This window comes from Diaphorobacter sp. J5-51, from assembly GCF_001023515.1.
GTDB lineage: Bacteria > Pseudomonadota > Gammaproteobacteria > Burkholderiales > Burkholderiaceae_C > Diaphorobacter > Diaphorobacter nitroreducens.
The window spans coordinates 35,932-52,212 of sequence record NZ_JSYI01000043.1; the positions used below are offsets into that span (position 1 = coordinate 35,932).

16 protein-coding genes and 1 tRNA gene are annotated in these 16,281 nt (G+C 64.4%); 6 read left to right on the plus strand and 11 right to left on the minus strand.

The annotated features are described in order from the left end of the window. Positions 1 to 62 precede the first annotated feature (62 nt). From coaE to OX89_RS06210, 6 genes are all read right to left on the minus strand, one after another. Complete coding sequence (gene coaE, locus OX89_RS06185; RefSeq protein WP_234305514.1) at positions 63 to 656, minus strand: dephospho-CoA kinase; 594 nt, start codon at positions 654 to 656, stop codon at positions 63 to 65. Between the two features lie 31 nt (positions 657 to 687). After that, positions 688 to 1,569, minus strand: a complete 882-nt coding sequence (locus OX89_RS06190) for an A24 family peptidase (RefSeq protein ID WP_047349965.1) — start codon at positions 1,567 to 1,569, stop codon at positions 688 to 690. Next, complete coding sequence (locus OX89_RS06195; RefSeq protein WP_047349966.1) at positions 1,569 to 2,786, minus strand: type II secretion system F family protein; 1,218 nt, start codon at positions 2,784 to 2,786, stop codon at positions 1,569 to 1,571. The genes OX89_RS06190 and OX89_RS06195 overlap by 1 nt, the downstream gene beginning before the upstream one ends. A gap of 20 nt (positions 2,787 to 2,806) precedes the next feature. Then, entirely contained in the window at positions 2,807 to 4,540 is a 1,734-nt protein-coding gene (gene pilB / locus OX89_RS06200) for a type IV-A pilus assembly ATPase PilB (protein ID WP_012655751.1), read from the minus strand. A gap of 238 nt (positions 4,541 to 4,778) precedes the next feature. Further along, positions 4,779 to 4,855: transfer RNA gene (locus tag OX89_RS06205), tRNA-Pro, on the minus strand. Between the two features lie 25 nt (positions 4,856 to 4,880). Then, on the minus strand, positions 4,881 to 5,864 hold the full coding sequence (locus tag OX89_RS06210) for a polyprenyl synthetase family protein (RefSeq protein ID WP_011804284.1): 984 nt from the start codon (positions 5,862 to 5,864) through the stop codon (positions 4,881 to 4,883). A gap of 172 nt (positions 5,865 to 6,036) precedes the next feature. Here OX89_RS06210 and rplU point away from each other — a divergent pair, with 172 nt between their 5' ends. From rplU to proB, 4 genes are all read left to right on the plus strand, one after another. Beyond that, entirely contained in the window at positions 6,037 to 6,348 is a 312-nt protein-coding gene (gene rplU / locus OX89_RS06215; protein ID WP_011804285.1) for a 50S ribosomal protein L21, read from the plus strand. A gap of 17 nt (positions 6,349 to 6,365) precedes the next feature. After that, positions 6,366 to 6,623 carry a 50S ribosomal protein L27 gene (rpmA, locus tag OX89_RS06220; RefSeq protein WP_011804286.1) on the plus strand — a complete coding sequence of 86 codons (258 nt, stop codon included), beginning with the start codon at positions 6,366 to 6,368 and terminating at the stop codon, positions 6,621 to 6,623. A 146-nt stretch (positions 6,624 to 6,769) separates the two neighbouring features. Beyond that, entirely contained in the window at positions 6,770 to 7,843 is a 1,074-nt protein-coding gene (gene cgtA / locus OX89_RS06225; protein ID WP_041835898.1) for an Obg family GTPase CgtA, read from the plus strand. Between the two features lie 73 nt (positions 7,844 to 7,916). After that, positions 7,917 to 9,059 carry a glutamate 5-kinase gene (gene proB, locus OX89_RS06230; protein ID WP_047349967.1) on the plus strand — a complete coding sequence of 381 codons (1,143 nt, stop codon included), beginning with the start codon at positions 7,917 to 7,919 and terminating at the stop codon, positions 9,057 to 9,059. Positions 9,060 to 9,105: 46 nt separating this feature from the next. On the opposite strand, the gene OX89_RS06235 is transcribed toward proB, so the two are convergent. Continuing rightward, complete coding sequence (locus OX89_RS06235; protein WP_011804289.1) at positions 9,106 to 9,795, minus strand: RNA pyrophosphohydrolase; 690 nt, start codon at positions 9,793 to 9,795, stop codon at positions 9,106 to 9,108. 90 nt (positions 9,796 to 9,885) lie between these two features. Between OX89_RS06235 and OX89_RS06240 the strand changes: the two genes are divergently transcribed. Both OX89_RS06240 and OX89_RS06245 read left to right on the plus strand, forming a co-directional pair. Further along, complete coding sequence (locus OX89_RS06240; RefSeq protein ID WP_047349968.1) at positions 9,886 to 11,631, plus strand: proline--tRNA ligase; 1,746 nt, start codon at positions 9,886 to 9,888, stop codon at positions 11,629 to 11,631. Beyond that, the gene (locus tag OX89_RS06245) at positions 11,628 to 12,308 is read left to right on the plus strand and encodes a lytic transglycosylase domain-containing protein (protein WP_047349969.1); all 681 of its coding nucleotides are present in this window, start codon (positions 11,628 to 11,630) and stop codon (positions 12,306 to 12,308) included. The genes OX89_RS06240 and OX89_RS06245 overlap by 4 nt, the downstream gene beginning before the upstream one ends. Before the next feature lie 84 nt (positions 12,309 to 12,392). On the opposite strand, the gene OX89_RS06250 is transcribed toward OX89_RS06245, so the two are convergent. From OX89_RS06250 to prfA, 4 genes are all read right to left on the minus strand, one after another. Continuing rightward, the gene (locus tag OX89_RS06250) at positions 12,393 to 13,709 is read right to left on the minus strand and encodes a hemolysin family protein (protein ID WP_047349970.1); all 1,317 of its coding nucleotides are present in this window, start codon (positions 13,707 to 13,709) and stop codon (positions 12,393 to 12,395) included. A 178-nt stretch (positions 13,710 to 13,887) separates the two neighbouring features. Beyond that, positions 13,888 to 14,217, minus strand: a complete 330-nt coding sequence (grxD, locus tag OX89_RS06255; protein ID WP_047349971.1) for a Grx4 family monothiol glutaredoxin — start codon at positions 14,215 to 14,217, stop codon at positions 13,888 to 13,890. A 54-nt stretch (positions 14,218 to 14,271) separates the two neighbouring features. Next, on the minus strand, positions 14,272 to 15,114 hold the full coding sequence (gene prmC / locus OX89_RS06260; RefSeq protein WP_047349972.1) for a peptide chain release factor N(5)-glutamine methyltransferase: 843 nt from the start codon (positions 15,112 to 15,114) through the stop codon (positions 14,272 to 14,274). A 57-nt stretch (positions 15,115 to 15,171) separates the two neighbouring features. Continuing rightward, the gene (gene prfA / locus OX89_RS06265; RefSeq protein WP_047349973.1) at positions 15,172 to 16,275 is read right to left on the minus strand and encodes a peptide chain release factor 1; all 1,104 of its coding nucleotides are present in this window, start codon (positions 16,273 to 16,275) and stop codon (positions 15,172 to 15,174) included. Between the last annotated feature and the right edge of the window lie 6 nt (positions 16,276 to 16,281).

Below are 16,281 nucleotides of genomic sequence, written 5' to 3' on the forward strand. Positions count from 1 at the left end.
TGGGGCGGGGTGCGAGCGCTGCGCTGCGGCAGACCATTGCACACCACGCCGGTGCGAACACATCATAGCCCGAAGAATACGGCGATCTCGCGTGCCTTTGTTTGCAAATCTGACAGCGCCAACCCGTCGTTGTAGACCACCAGGTCGGCGGCCGCGCGGCGCGTGGCGCGTGGGCTCTGTGTGGCCATGATGGCGCGCACGGCATCGGCGGTCAGACCGCTGCGCATCTGCACACGCTGGATCTGCGTCTCCTCCCGGCAGTCCACGACCAGGACGGCGTCCAGCTGCCGGGCCCAACGGGGCGACTCCGTCAGCAGCGGAATGTCGAACACGATGAGTGCGTGGCCCGCGCGGTGCGCCTGTGCCGCAGCGTGTGCGATCTCGCGTCCCACGAAGGGGTGAACGATGGCTTCCAGGCGCTGCTTCGCCGTGGGATCGCTGAAAACGAGGGTGCGCATGCGTGCCCGGTCCAGCGCGCCGTCGGTGATGTAGTCGGGGCCGAACTCGTCGCGCAGGGCCGCGATGGCGGCGCCTTCCGCCTCGGTCACCGAGCGGGCGATGGCATCGGCGTCGATCAGTGCCGCGCCGTTCTGTCGCAACATGCCGGCCACCGTGCTTTTGCCGCTGCCGATGCCGCCCGTCACGCCCAGTTTCACCGAGCGGGGACCGGCCTGCCGAGAGCCCACCTTAGAGCCCCAGCACGGAAAAGACGGCCTGCATGATGCGCCCGGGGCCCCATAGCATGGCTGCCATGCCTCCTCCCACCAGGAACGGGCCGAAGGGAACGTACTTGCCTTCGCGCAGGGTGCTGGCCAGCTTCATGGCGATACCGACGATGGCGCCGATGACAGAGGCCAGCAGAATGATCGGCACGAGCGCCTGCCAGCCAAACCAGGCGCCCAGGGCGGCGAACAGTTTGAAGTCGCCATAGCCCATGCCCTCCTTGCCTGTGGCCAGCTTGAACCCCCAGTACACGGACCAGAGGGACAGGTAGCCCGCTGCGGCGCCGATGACGGCATCCACGGGCTGCACTTCAATCCAGCGCAAGACGGCCGCAAGCAGGCCCGCCCACAGCAACGGCAACGTGATGTCGTCGGGTAGAAGCGTGGTGTCCCAGTCGATGCAAGCCAGCGTGACCAGCGCGGCCGAGAAACCGCACCATGCGGCGGTCGTGAGGCTCCAGCCCCAGCGGAGCGCGCATGCATAGAACAAGGCACCCGTCGCCAGCTCTACCAGCGGATACCGGGGGCTGATGCGCGTGCCGCAACCCGCGCACCGGCCTCGCAGGGCTAAATAGCTCAGGACCGGAATGTTTTCGTACCAGCGGATCGCGTGGCCGCAGGAGGGGCAGCGTGAACGCGGCTTGGACAGGCTGAGGGGCTCGTTGTCGGCCTCAGTAAGCGCCGCCGTGGAAAGCAGCCCTACATCCTGCCCGTACTGCCGGCATTCTGCGGCCCATTGCCGTTCCATCATGCGCGGAAGGCGATGGATCACGACGTTGAGAAAGCTTCCGATCAGCATCCCCAGGACGCCCACCAGCACGGCGTCCACTGCTAGCGAGCCTGTCATCAAACCACTTGCCCGAGCTTGAAGATCGGAAGGTACATCGACACCACGATGCCTCCGATCAGCGTGCCCAGGAACACGATGATGATGGGCTCCATCAGGCTGGACAGGCCGGCCACCATTTCATCCACTTCAGCTTCGTAAAAATCGGCAGCCTTGCCCAGCATGTGATCGATGGAGCCGGATTCCTCGCCGATCGCACACATCTGCAGCACCATGGAGGGGAATACGTTGGCATTCCCCATGGCGGCCGTCAGGCTGGTACCTGTGGAGACTTCCTGCTGAATTTTCTCCGTCGCGATGGCGTAGACCGAGTTGCCCGATGCACCGGCCACTGAGTCCAGTGCCTCCACCAATGGCACGCCGGCAGCGAACATGGTCGACAGGGTGCGGGTCCAGCGGGCAACGCAGGACTTGTCGATCAATGCACCGAAGATGGGCATTTTCAACAGGAAACGGTCCATGAAACGCTGCATTTTCTCGCTGCGCTTCCAGGCCTGCATGAAGAAGTAGAACCCCCCGCCGATGACGCCGAATATCAGCCACCAGTAAGCCACGAAGAATTCGCTGATGGCCATCACGAACAGGGTAGGAGCGGGCAGGTCGGCTCCGAACGAGGTGAAAACCTCTTTGAACGCGGGAATCACGAAAATCATGATGATCGTCACCACGACAAACGCAACGATGACCACCGAAATTGGATACATCAGCGCCGACCGGATCTTGGATTTGATGGCCTCGGTCTTCTCCATGTACAGGGCCAGCCGGTCGAGCAACGCTTCCAGAATACCGGCGGCTTCGCCGGCCTCTACGAGGTTGCAGTAAAGGCTGTCGAAGTACATCGGATATTTACGGAATGCGGCATTCAGGGACGTTCCTGTCTCCACATCCCCGCGGATATCGTTGAGCAGCTTGGTCACACTGGGATTGGTATTACCCCGGCCCACGATATCAAATGCCTGAAGCAGCGGAACGCCGGCCTTCATCATCGTGGCCATCTGGCGCGTGAATAGCGCGATGTCTTTGGGCTTGATCTTCTTGCCCGCGCTCATCCGGCGCTTCTTGATCTTGGTTGGCAGAACGCCCTGCCGCCGCAGCGTCGCCTTGACCTGATTCTCTCCCGCGGCGCGTACTTCGCCGCGCACGAGCTTGCCGCTACGATCCTTGCCCTCCCACTCGAAGACAAAGTCCTTGATGCCCCTCGATGCAACGGTCGCCATTGTTTTCTCTCTCGATTTGTTTATTCGTTGGTGACAGCCAAGACCTCTTCCAAGGAGGTCAATCCCATTTTTGCCTTGTGAAGCCCGGATTCACGCAGAGAACGGACGCCTTCCAGGCGTGCCTGTTCGGCGATTTCCAGTGCGCTTCCATCGCGCAGGATGATGCGCTGGATTTCTTCGGACACCGGCATGACTTGATAAATGCCCACGCGCCCCTTGTATCCGTTATTGCAGGCGGAGCAGCCCACCGGTCGGTAGGTAACCCATGAGCCGTCGATCTCCTCGTCCCGGTAGCCGGCCTCCAGCAGCGTCTCATGCGGAATGTCCACGGGCGCCTTGCAATTGGGGCACAAGCGACGCGCCAGTCGCTGCGCCGTAATAAGAATCACGCTGGATGCGATATTGAAGGGCGCGATGCCCATATTGCGCATGCGCGTCAATGTCGTGGGGGCGTCATTGGTGTGCAGGGTGGACAGCACCAAGTGACCCGTCTGCGCGGCTTTGATCGAAATGTCTGCGGTTTCCAGATCCCGGATTTCACCCACCATGATGATGTCCGGATCTTGGCGAAGGAATGACTTGAGCGCGACGGCAAACGTGAGGCCGGCTTTTTCGTTGACGTTGACTTGGTTCACACCCGGGAGGTTGATTTCCGAGGGATCCTCAGCGGTCGCAATATTGACGCCGGGCTTGTTCAACAAATTGAGACATGTGTAGAGCGACACGGTCTTCCCGGAGCCCGTGGGTCCGGTCACCAGGATCATTCCATAAGGGCGGTTGATGGCCTGCAGCAAACGCTCCTTTTCCTCGGGCTCATATCCCAGTGCGTCAATACCCAGCTTGGCGCTGCTCGGATCGAGAATACGGATCACGATCTTCTCGCCAAAGAGTGTAGGCAGGGTGCTGACGCGGAAATCGATAACCCGGTCCGGCCCAACCTTGAGCTTCATGCGGCCATCCTGGGGCACGCGTTTTTCCGAAATATCCAGACGGGAGATCACCTTGATGCGCGAGGCCAGCTTCTCCTTGATTGCAATAGGCGGCGATGCGATTTCGCGCAATTCGCCATCTATGCGGAAGCGGACACGGTAATGGTGCTCGTAGGGCTCAAAATGCAGATCGGATGCACGCATATTGAAGGCATCCAGCAGCATCTTGTGCAGAAATTTGACAACGGGAGCATCCTCGACTTCCGCGGGATTGTCGGCATCCTCGTCCGGAGCTTCATCAACGGGAATGTCGCCGAACTCAAAATCATTACTACTGTTAATGCCGTCGAGCGTTTCTGTACCGCTCTTTGTGCTCGCCTCAATCAAGCGGAGCAGTTTGTCATATTCCGCGATGATCCAGTCCACCCCCATTTGTGTGGTGAACTTGATCTTTTCTGCGGCCTCTTGAAATGTCGGATCCGCGGTGGCGACTATGAGCCGGTTATTGCGCTTACTGAGAGCGATGACTTTGTAGGACTGGCACAGTTTGACGTCCAACAGATCTTTGGGGATGCGCTGCCGGTCGATCGCATCGACATCTAGCAAGGGGGCACCAAATACGGTGGATACCGTATGGGCTAGATCACTTGGCGTGATGATTTTCGATTCCGTGAGCTCTGCAATAAAGCTACTGCGGCTATTTTGTGACTTTTTGTAAATCTCTTCCGCCGCTTTTTGATCCAATTTGCCCACAGACATCAACGCGCGCGCCAGTCCGGGTAAGGCAATGGGTTGAGCTTCTTTCTGTGTGTCGATAGCAGCCATGTAACTAGCGGATTCTTATGGAAGGAAGGGAAACTCTTCAATCATCGCCGATCGCCCAAGGTGTGTACAGGCTTAATGGCGCAAGCGTTGTGTGAGTGACATTTGCCCCAGCCGGCGGCTCAAGGGCAGCATGGGCTCTGCGAGGGCAACCGCATTAAAGATATGCGGTTCCTTGGCACCCGCGCGGCGTCCAGATGCAAAAAAGCCCCGCGATGCAGGGCTTGGGCATGAAAATAACTGGTCGGGGTGAGAGGATTCGAACCTCCGGCCTCTACGTCCCGAACGTAGCGCTCTACCAGGCTAAGCTACACCCCGATCGCGTCCCCGAACCGCCCGGAATTCAAGTCCGGCGTTCAAGTAGCTGAGCCGCTAATTGTAGCAAACCTTTGGTGTATGGATTGGCGGGAAGCTTGGCGGCGGCATCCATCGCCAGCCGGGCCTGAGCGGCGGCCGCGTCGCGGGTGGCGGTCAGGGCGCCTGTCTCGCGGATGATGGCGATGACGGGCTGGAGTTCGTCGGCGCTGCCTGTTTCGATGACGTTGCGCAGCAACTCGCGCTGCGCCTGGCTGCCGCGCTGCATGGCGATGATGAGGGGGAGCGTGACCTTGCCCTCGCGCAGATCGTCGCCGAGGTTCTTGCCCATCTCCTGCGCGTCGCCGTCGTAGTCCAGCACGTCGTCGATGACCTGGAAGGCCGTGCCCAGCGCCTGGCCGTAGTCGGCGCAGGCCTGTTCGATGTCGGGCGTGCTGCCGGCCAGGATGGCGGCGAGCCGGGCGCTGGCCTCGAACAGCTTGGCGGTCTTGGAGCGGATGACGTGGAGGTATCCGGCCTCGTCCAGGGACGCGTCATGGGTGTTCATGAGCTGTTGGACTTCCCCCTCGGCGATCACGTTGGTCGCGTCGGCCAGCACTTGCAGGATGCGCATGCTGCCTGCCTCCACCATCATCTGGAAGGAGCGTGTGTGCAGGAAGTCGCCCACCAGCACGCTCGCCGGGTTGCCGAAGGTCTCGTTGGCGGTGGGCCGGCCGCGGCGCAGGGTGGATTCGTCCACCACGTCGTCGTGCAGCAGGGTGGCCGTGTGGATGAATTCCACTACCGCCGCGAGGTTGAATCGCTGCTCCCCCTTGTATTCGAGCGCGCCGCAGGTCAGCAGCAGCAGCGCCGGGCGCAGGCGCTTGCCGCCCGCCGAGATGATGTACTGGGCCACGCTGCCCACAAGCGGGACGGACGATTGCAGCCGCGCTGCAATGACCTTGTCCACCTCCCGCATGTCGTCGGCAATCAGGGCGAGGGTGGCGGCGGTGCTGGGGGAGTTGGCGGCCAAGGTGATCGGTGGTGGTGAAGTGAAGCGGCAATTATAGGAAGCGCCCCAGGGGGCCTGGGGGACCCTGGGGCGCTGTGTCGCGTTGCCTGGATCGGTTTCGGGTGCTTGTGATAGAATCTTCGGTTCTGTGGAAATCCGTCCGCAGAACTCCAATTTCAGATTCGAGGTTTACATGTACGCGGTCATAAAAACCGGCGGCAAGCAGTATCGCGTTGCCGCTGGCGAAAAAATCAAGGTAGAACAGATTGCTGCGGAAGTAGGCCAGGAGATCGTGATCGACCAGGTTCTGGCAGTCGGCAACGGCGCTGAACTCAAGGTCGGCACGCCCCTGGTGTCCGGCGCAACGGTGAAGGCTACGGTCGTGGCCCACGGCAAGCACGACAAGGTGCGCATCTTCAAGCTGCGCCGTCGCAAGCACTATCAGAAACGTCAAGGCCATCGCCAGCAGTTCACCGAGCTGCAGATCCAGGCGATCGCCGCTTAAATCAGGGAGCTGATCTCATGGCACAGAAAAAAGGCGGCGGCTCTACGCGAAACGGGCGCGATTCCAAGCCCAAGATGCTGGGCGTGAAGGCTTACGGTGGTGAGCTGATCAGCGCCGGCTCCATCATCGTGCGCCAGCGCGGCACGCGCATCCACCCCGGCGTGAACGTCGGCGTGGGCAAGGACCACACGCTGTTCGCCCTGGTGGATGGCCATGTTTCCTTCGGCACGAAGGGCGCGTTGTCCAAGCATACGGTCAGCGTGACGCCTGCTTAAGGCCCTTCGCCGCTGAAGCGACAACAAAGCCCCGACCCGTCGGGGCTTTGTTGTTTTCAGCGCCTGGCGCAGCCGCGCGCATGCGTGATGGCACCCTTTTGCGCACCCTCCAGCGCCCAGGTGCGCTTTTTGTAAACTGGATACCCATGAAGTTCGTCGACGAAGCCTTTATCGACGTTGCCGCAGGTGACGGCGGCAACGGCTGTGTCTCGTTCAGGCACGAGAAGTACAAGGAGTTCGGGGGGCCCAACGGCGGCGACGGCGGGCGTGGCGGCCACGTGTTCGCCGTGGCCGACCCCAATCTCAACACCCTGGTCGACTTCCGCTATTCACGCCGGCACGAGGCCAAGCGTGGCGAGCACGGCATGGGCTCCGACATGTTCGGCGCGGCAGGCGCCGACATCACGCTCAAGATGCCCGTGGGCACCATCATCAGCGACGCGGATACCGGCGAGCTGCTGTACGAGCTGCTCACGCCGGGCGAGGTGGTCACGATCGCCAAGGGCGGGGACGGCGGCTTCGGCAACCTGCGCTTCAAGAGCGCCATCAACCGCGCGCCGCGCCAGAAGACGCCGGGCTGGCCCGGGGAGCGCAAGAGCCTGAAGCTGGAGCTCAAGGTGCTGGCGGACGTGGGGCTGCTGGGCATGCCCAATGCCGGCAAATCCACCTTCATCGCCGCGGTCTCCAACGCGCGCCCGAAAATCGCCGACTATCCGTTCACCACGCTGCACCCCAACCTGGGCGTGGTGCGCGTGGGGCCGGAGCAGAGCTTCGTGGTGGCCGACATCCCCGGCCTGATCGAGGGCGCATCCGAGGGCGCGGGCCTGGGCCACCAGTTCCTGCGCCACCTGCAGCGCACGCGGCTGCTGCTGCACGTGGTGGACATGGCGCCGTTCGACGAATCCGTCGATCCCGTGGCGCAGGCCAAGGCCATCGTGGCCGAGCTCAAGAAATACGACACCCAGCTGTACGAGAAGCCGCGCTGGCTGGTGCTCAACAAGCTGGACATGGTGCCCGCCGAGGAGCGGGCCGCGCGCGTCAAGGACTTCGTGAAGCGCTTCAAGTGGAAGGGGCCGGTGTTCGAAATCTCCGCGCTGACGCGCGAAGGCTGCGAGCCCCTGGTGCAGTCCATTTTCCAGCATGTGCACGCCCAGCAGCTGGCGCAGAATGCGCCGGCTGAGGTGGACCCGCGCTTCGCAGGTGAGCCACCGCGTGGGTGATGCGAGGATTGCTATTTAATTTATAGCTGTTGGCGCTTACCTGACAAGCGCTAGGGCCTAATTTCTTATAAAAATGGTGTCCAGTGTATTGCGCGACGCGCGTCGCATCGTGGTCAAGGTAGGGTCCAGTCTCGTCACGAATGAGGGACGGGGGCTGGACGAGGTGGCCATTGGGGAGTGGTGCCGGCAACTGGCAGCGCTGGTGCGGGGGCAGGGGGGCGAGCCGCGCGAGGTTATCATGGTCTCCAGCGGAGCGATCGCCGAAGGCATGAAGCGCCTGGGCTGGAGCAGCCGCCCCGGCGAGATCCACGAACTGCAGGCCGCTGCCGCCGTGGGACAGATGGGGCTGGCGCAGATGTACGAGACCAAGCTGCGCGAGCACTCCATGGGCAGTGCGCAGGTGCTGCTGACCCATGCCGACTTGGCGGACCGCGAGCGCTACCTGAATGCCCGCTCCACCCTGCTGACGCTGCTGCGCCTGGGCGTGGTGCCGGTGATCAATGAGAACGACACCGTAGTCACCGACGAGATCAAGTTCGGTGACAACGACACTCTGGGGGCCCTCGTCGCCAACCTCGTCGAAGCCGACGCGCTGGTGATCCTGACCGACCAGAAGGGGCTGTACACCGCCGATCCGCGGCGCGACCCGCAGGCGCAGTTCGTCCACGAAGCACAGGCTGGCGATGCGGCGCTGGAGGCGATGGCCGGCGGCGCGGGCTCCAGCATTGGCAAGGGCGGGATGATCACCAAGATCCTCGCGGCCAAACGTGCGGCGGGCTCGGGTGCTTCCACCGTCATCGCATGGGGGCGGGAGCCGGACGTGCTGCTGCGGCTGGCCCGGGGCGAATCGATCGGCACGTTGCTCGTGGCGCAGACGCAGAAGAACCAGGCGCGCAAGCAGTGGATGGTGGACCACCTGCAACTGCGCGGCTCCGTGACGGTGGATGCCGGCGCGGCGGCCAAGCTGCGCGAAGACGGCAAGAGCCTGCTGCCGATCGGCATGGTGGCGGTGGAGGGCGACTTCGTGCGCGGCGATGTGATCGCGGTGCGCGACGCCGGCGGCACAGAGATTGCCCGCGGTCTCGCCAACTATGCGAGCGCCGAGGCGCGCCTGCTGTGCCGCAAGCCTTCCGCAGAGTTTGAGCGCCTGCTGGGGTACGCGGCCGAACCGGAGATGGTTCACCGCGACAACATGGTGGTGCTCGGCGCGCGATGACGCTTAAGAAGGGTGCGTCTTGCGGACGCGTGCCTTCTTACACACGCTAGGCGTCCAGTGGCTTCTTGGGGACGGGCAGGGTAGGCAGCGCCTCCAACGGCGCTGGCACGCTGTTTTGCGGGTCAGGGTCGAAGCTGGCGCCCGGAGGCAGTTCCATACCGGGCTTGACCAACAGTGAACTGGTACGGGGCAGCGAGGCTTGACCGCTGCTTTCGTGCTCGCGCGTACGCATGCCGCTGCGCAAATAGCGGTTGCGCTGTTCGTGGCGCGGCAGAAAACGCGCCAGTTCAGTCAGCGCCATCTCATATACGCCTCGCTTGAACTCGACCACCACGTCCAGCGGAACCCAGTAGTCGTTCCAGCGCCAGGCATCGAACTCTGGATGGTTGGTGGCGCGCAGGTTCAGGTCCCAATCGTGCCCCAGCAATTGCAGCAGGTACCAGATCTGTTTCTGACCCTTGTAGTGTCCGCGTGCATCGCGGCGGATGAACCGGTCTGGCACCTCGTAGCGCAACCAGTCCCGCGTACGGGCAATCACACGCACCTGGGGCGGCAGCAGTCCTACCTCTTCGTGCAGTTCCCGGAACATGGCCTGCTCGGGGGTTTCTCCGCGGTCGATGCCGCCTTGAGGGAACTGCCAGCTATGGGTGCGTATGCGCTTGCCCCAGAATACCTGGTTTCTCTGGTTGAGCAGGATGATGCCGACATTTGGGCGGAATCCGTCCCGGTCGAGCATAATCTAACCCCAAATTTTTAAAACTGCGGTCATTATGCACGCTACCTCGCGTGCGGCAAGCGCACCCGCCCCAGTTGTCAAGCCCGTTCGATGAAAGCTTCCCAATTTTTCATTTCCACCTTGAAAGAGGCGCCTGCCGACGCCGAGGTTGTCAGTCACCAACTCATGATGCGCGCAGGCCTCATCAAGAAGTTGGGTGCCGGGATTTACAACTACATGCCCATGGGCCTGCGCGTGATCCGCAAGGTGGAAGCCATCGTGCGCGAGGAGATGAACCGCGCAGGTGCCGTGGAATGCACCATGCCCGTGGTGCAGCCCGCCGAGCTGTGGCAGGAGACTGGGCGCTTCGACAAGATGGGCCCCGAGTTGCTGCGTATTCACGACCGCCATGGGCGTGACTTCGTGATCCAGCCCACCAGCGAGGAAGTGGTCACTGACATCGCACGCCAGGAGCTGCGCAGCTACAAGCAGCTGCCCAAGAACCTCTACCAGATCCAGACCAAGTTCCGCGATGAACGCCGCCCGCGCTTCGGACTGATGCGCGGGCGCGAATTCATCATGAAGGACGCCTACAGCTTCGACCGGGACCAGGCCGGCGCCAAGGCGAGCTACCAGGTGATGGCCCAGGCCTATCGCCGCATATTCGACCGCTTCGGCCTGCGCTACCGCGCCGTGGCGGCGGATTCGGGCGCCATCGGCGGCGACTTGAGCGAAGAGTTCCAGGTGATCGCCGCCACGGGTGAGGACGCGATCGTCTACTGCCCCGCCAGCGATTACGCGGCCAACATGGAAAAAGCCGAAGCGCTGGCCCCCGCGGGCGCGCGTCCCGCGGCCAAGCAGCCGCTGACGGTGACACCCACGCCCGGCAAGAGCACCTGCGCGGACGTGGCCGAACTGCTGAGCGTGCCGCTGAGCACCACGGTGAAGTCGCTGGTGCTGGCCACGGACGAAACCGACGCGGCGGGCGAGATCATCCGCAGCCAGGTCTGGCTGCTGCTGCTGCGCGGCGACCACGACATGAACGAGATCAAGGTGGCCAAGGTGCCGGGCCTGGACGCGGGTTTCCGCTTTGCCACCGTGGCCGAGATCGTGGACCACTTTGGCTGCAAGCCGGGCTACCTGGGCCCGCTGAACCTGCAGAAGCCGGTGAAGCTGGTGGTGGACCGCGACGTGGCCGTGATGGCCGACTGGATCTGCGGAGCCAACCAGGAAGGTCACCACCTCACCGGCGTGAACTGGGGCCGCGACCTGCCGGAGCCCGACATGGTGGCCGACCTGCGCAATGTGGTGGCTGGCGACCTGTCGCCGGACGGCCAGGGGGAACTTGCCATCGAGCGCGGCATCGAAGTCGGCCACGTGTTCTACCTCGGCACCAAGTATTCCAAAGCCATGAATGCCACCTTCCTCGGCGAAGACGGCAAGCCCGCCTTCTTCGAGATGGGCTGCTACGGCATTGGCGTCACGCGCCTGCCGGCAGCAGCCATTGAGCAGAACCATGACGAGCGCGGCATCATCTGGCCCGACGCCATCGCCCCGTTCACCGTGGTCATCTGCCCCGTGGGGATGGACCGCAGCGAAGCCGTCAAGGCACAGGCCGAGTCGCTGTACGCCGACCTGCTAGCCGCCGGTGTGGACGTGATCCTGGACGACCGCGGCGAGCGCCCGGGCGCCATGTTTGCCGATTGGGAACTGATCGGTGTGCCCCATCGCGTGACCATTGGCGACAAGAGCCTCAAGGAAGGGCAGGTCGAATACCAGCACCGCCGCGATGCATCTGCCACCAAAGTGGGCGTGGCGGACATCCTGGCGCATGTGAAGGAACGGCTGGCAGCATGAACGCGGCGGGAGGTGGTCCAATGACCGACGAACGGCAGGGCCGGCTGTCGCGCCGCGCCTGCCTGGCTTCGCTGGCGGCGGGGCCGGCTGCATGGCTGGGCGTGGCTGCACCTGCGCATGCGGGGAGCCAGCTGGAGGAGCCGTTGATCGATTCCGTGCGCACCGCGCTCAGCTCCGCCGTGGCAGACCTGGCACCGCCCGAGCCGCTGTTTGCCTCCACCGAGGCACGTCTGCTGTATTTGCGCTGGCTTGGCACCATGAGCGACCGCCTGCGCCGGCGCAAGCCCGAATGGGAAGTGCGCCGCGACTTCCTGCAGACGGTGTGGTACGAGTCCAAGCGCTCGGGGCTGGATGTGTCGCTGGTCATGGGTCTGATCCAGGTGGAGAGCGCATTTCGCAAGTTCGCCGTCTCTCCGGTGGGCGCGCGCGGCTATATGCAGGTGATGCCATTTTGGACCCGCGTGATCGGTGACGGCGACCCGGGCAAGCTGTTCCACATGCAGACCAACCTGCGCTTTGGCTGCGTGATCCTGCGCCACTACCTCGACCGCGAGCGGGGCGACCTGTACATGGCGCTGGGCCGCTACAACGGCAGCCGGGGCAAGGCGCCGTATCCGAGCGCCGTGTTCGCAGCGCAGCGCAACTGGTTCTTCCAGGAGCGTACTTCGGACGCCTGATCTGCCGTCGGCCAGCGGGCCATACCCGTCTTGCGGATGGCCACGCACGCCGGCAGGTGCTGCCCTTGTCAGCAGCGCCGCTCCTTATTCAACGGGCAGCACTGGTTTGGACGCGCCTTCCAGCCTTGACACCATCACCTGGTCGATGCGATAGCTGTCCACGTCCAGCACTTCGAACTTATAGCCTCCAAAGGTCACGCTGTCGGTGCGGCGCGGCACCCGGCGCAGCATCACCATCAGAAAGCCCGCCAGGGTCTCGTACTCATCGGCGTGCGGCAGCTCGTCCAGGCCCAGGGCGTGCAGCACGTCGGACACGGGCGTGGTGCCGTCGATGAGCCAGGAATTCTCGTCGCGGCGCACGATCTGCTCCTCATCCGCCGGGCCCACCAGGTCACCCATCACCGTGCTCATCACATCGTTCAGTGTGACCACGCCCACGACCAGGCTGTATTCGTTGACGATGACGGCGAAGTCCTCATGCACCTGGCGGAACTGCTCCAGCACTTCGGCCAGCGACAGCCGGTCCGGCACGATGAGCACCTTGCGTACCAGGCCTTCGTCGGCCAGCGAGATGGGCTGGTTGTTCAGCACGCGCTGGAACAGGTCCTTGGCGTCCACGTAGCCGACCACGTGGTCGATGTCGCCTTCGCACACGGGGTAGGTGGAAAACGGCTCGGCCGCAATGCGCGCGCGGATCACCGTGTCGGGATCGTCGCGCAGGAAATAAGCCACGCGGTCGCGCGGCGACATGCTGCTCGCCACGCTGCGCGTGTCCAGCTCGAACACGTTCTCGATCACCTGCTGCTCGCGCGCGGCCAGCACGCCGGCGCGTGCGCCAGCTTCCATCATGGCCAGGATGTCATCGGAGGTGACGCGGTCGTCGCGCAGCGCGTTCATGCCCAGCACGCGAAACAGCAGGTCCGCGCAGCGGCTGTACAGCCATACCACGGGCCGCAACAGCGCCATGGTGGCCTGCATGGGCGCCACCACGCGCAGCGCCAGGCGCTCGGGCTCCGCCATGCCCATGCGTTTGGGGAACAGGTCGGCAAACAGGATGAACAGCGACGTGATGACGGTGAATGACAGCAGGAAACCCGCCGTCTGCGCATGCGAGGCGCCCAGCCACATACCGAAGAAGCCGGAGAAGTGCGGGCTCAAGGTGCCTTCGCCCACGATGCCGCCCAGCACGGCCACGGCGTTCTGGCCGATCTGTACGGCGGTGAAATAGTCGCCCGGGTTTTCCTGCAGCCGCAGCACGCGGTCGGCGCGGTGGTCTCCCTCGTCGGCCAGCTGGCGCAGCCGCAGGCGGCGCGATGCCGCAAGGGAAATCTCGGCCAGCGAGAAGAAGGCACTGGCCCCGATGAGGGCGGTGATGACGATCAGGCTTTCGGACAAAGGCATGGAGCGAGGATGCAATGCCGCGCGCCTGTCGTGCAGCGGGGTGTGCCAAGCACGCAGACACGGGGCCAGGTGCCGCCAAGTGTAGCGGGCCTGCGTGGCGGGGCGCTGCGCGCGCCGGCAGACATAAAAAAACCGCCCGGTGTGGGCGGTTGGTCCATTGGCGGCAGGACGCGGCGCTTCAGGCGGCGTCGCTGGTGCCCAGCACCTGCTGCAGTTCGCCGGATTCGTACATCTCCATCATGATGTCCGAGCCACCGATGAACTCACCCTTCACGTAGAGCTGGGGGATGGTGGGCCAGTGGCTGTAGTCCTTGATGCCCTGGCGGATTTCCTGGTCGTCCAGCACGTTCACGGTGGCGATGTTCTTGGGGTCCACGCCGCAGGCCTTGAGGATCTGCACGGCGCGGCCCGAGAAGCCGCACATCGGAAAGCTGGCGTTGCCTTTCATGAACAGCAGGATGTCGTTGGTCTTGACCAGTTGGTCGATGCGTTGCTGGACGTCGCTCATGGGGTTCTCCTGAAGGGGGGCGCCCTGGGGCAGGGCGGCGATGGGGGGATTATTTCACTGCGGGGCGCCGCCGGGCATTGACCCGCCGGAGCATCGGGCTATGCCGGCCAGATCGTGGCGGCTTTGCACCTGGTCAAAGCCTGCGTCGCGCAGCAGTGCTTGCACGGTCTCGGCCTGGTCCCACCCATGCTCCAGCAGCAGCCAGCCGCCGGGCGCCAGCCGCGCAGGCGCCTGCGCCACGATGGTGCGGATGTCCTCCAGGCCGTCGGCGCCGCTGGCCAGCGCGGACAGCGGCTCATGGGTGAGCGCGGCCAGGTGCGGGTCCTGCGCGGGGATGTAGGGCGGGTTGCTGACGATGGCATCGAACGGACCATCCACCCCGTGCAGCCAGTTGCCTTGGATGAAGCGCACGGGCAGGCCCAACTGCCCGGCATTGGCGCGGGCGACGGCCAGCGCGCCGGCGCTGGCGTCCACGGCCAGCACCTGGGCGTCGGGCCGCTCATGCTGCAGCGCCAGGGCGATGGCCCCGCTGCCCGTGCCCAGATCGGCCACGCGCGGCGCGGCGCGCGTGGCCAGCACGTCCAGCGCCCAGGCCACCAGTGTCTCGGTGTCCGGGCGCGGGTCCAGCACGCGCGCGTCCACGGACAGCGGCAGGCCCCAGAACTCTTTGCGCCCAAGGAGGTAGGCCACGGGTTCTCCCTTGGCCCGGCGCGCGCACAGCGCGGCGTACTGCTCCATGGCCGCCGCGGGCAGCGTGTCGCCGTCGTGCGCCAGCAGCCAGGCGCGGTCGGCCGGCGCACGCCCCAGCACATGCAGCAGCAGCATCTGCGCGTCGATGCGCCCCAGCCCTTCGGCTTGGGCCTGGGTCAACGCCTGGGCCAGCGTGGGTGAAGGCATGGGTGCTTCTCTATGGATAGCTGTTGGCGCTTGCTGCGTGGGCGCTAGAGGCCAAAATCACTCCAAACCCAGTTCGGCCAGCAGTTCGGCTTCACGCGCGTGCTGCAGGGCCTGCAGCACCTCGCCCAGATCACCTTCCATGATGGCCAGCAGCTTGTACAGCGTGAGGTTGATGCGGTGGTCGGTGAGGCGCCCCTGCGGAAAGTTGTAGGTGCGGATGCGGTCGCTGCGGTCGCCGCTGCCGATCAGGCCCTTGCGCAGCGCGGCCTCCTTGGCGGCGCGCTCGCTGCGTTCCTTTTCCTGGATGCGCGCCTGCAGCACCTGCAGCGCCTTGGCCTTGTTGCTGTGCTGGCTGCGCCCGTCCTGGCACTCGGCCACGATGCCGGTGGGCAGGTGCACCACGCGCACGGCGGAGTCGGTCTTGTTGATGTGCTGGCCGCCCGCGCCGCTGGCGCGGAAGGTGTCGATGCGCAGGTCCGCCGGGTTCAGCGTGATGGCCTGGTGCTCGTCGGGCTCGGGCATCACCGCCACGGTGCAGGCGCTGGTGTGGATGCGGCCCTGCGTCTCGGTGGCGGGCACGCGCTGCACGCGGTGGCCTCCGGATTCGAACTTGAGCGCGCCGTACACACCGCTACCGGAGGGGCCCGTCCCGGGCTGGCCCTCGATGCGCAGCACCACTTCCTTGTAGCCGCCGATCTCGCTCTCGTTGGCGCTCATGACCTCGACCTTCCAACCCACGGTGGCGGCGTAGCGCGTGTACATGCGCGTCAGGTCGCCCGCGAACAGGGCGGATTCGTCGCCGCCCGTGCCGGCCCGGATTTCGATGAAGGCGTTGCGCTCGTCGTCGGGGTCTTTGGGCAGCAGCAGGCGCTGCAGCTCGTCCTCCAACTGCACCAGTTCGGTTTCTGCGGCGTGGATTTCCTCCTGCGCCATCTCGGCCATGTCGGGGTCTTCGAGCATCTCGCGCGCGCCGGCCAGGTCGGCCTCACGCTGCTGGTAGCGGGCGTAGCGGCCCGCGACCTGGGTGACCTCGGCGTGCTCGCGCGAGATGCTGCGGTACTGCTGCATGTCCGCCATGATGTCTTCGCGCGAGAGCAGGAAGTCGAGTTCCTGCAGGCGTTGCGCGTAGCGTTCCAGCTGGCTGCGGAGAAAGGGTTTCATCAAGGG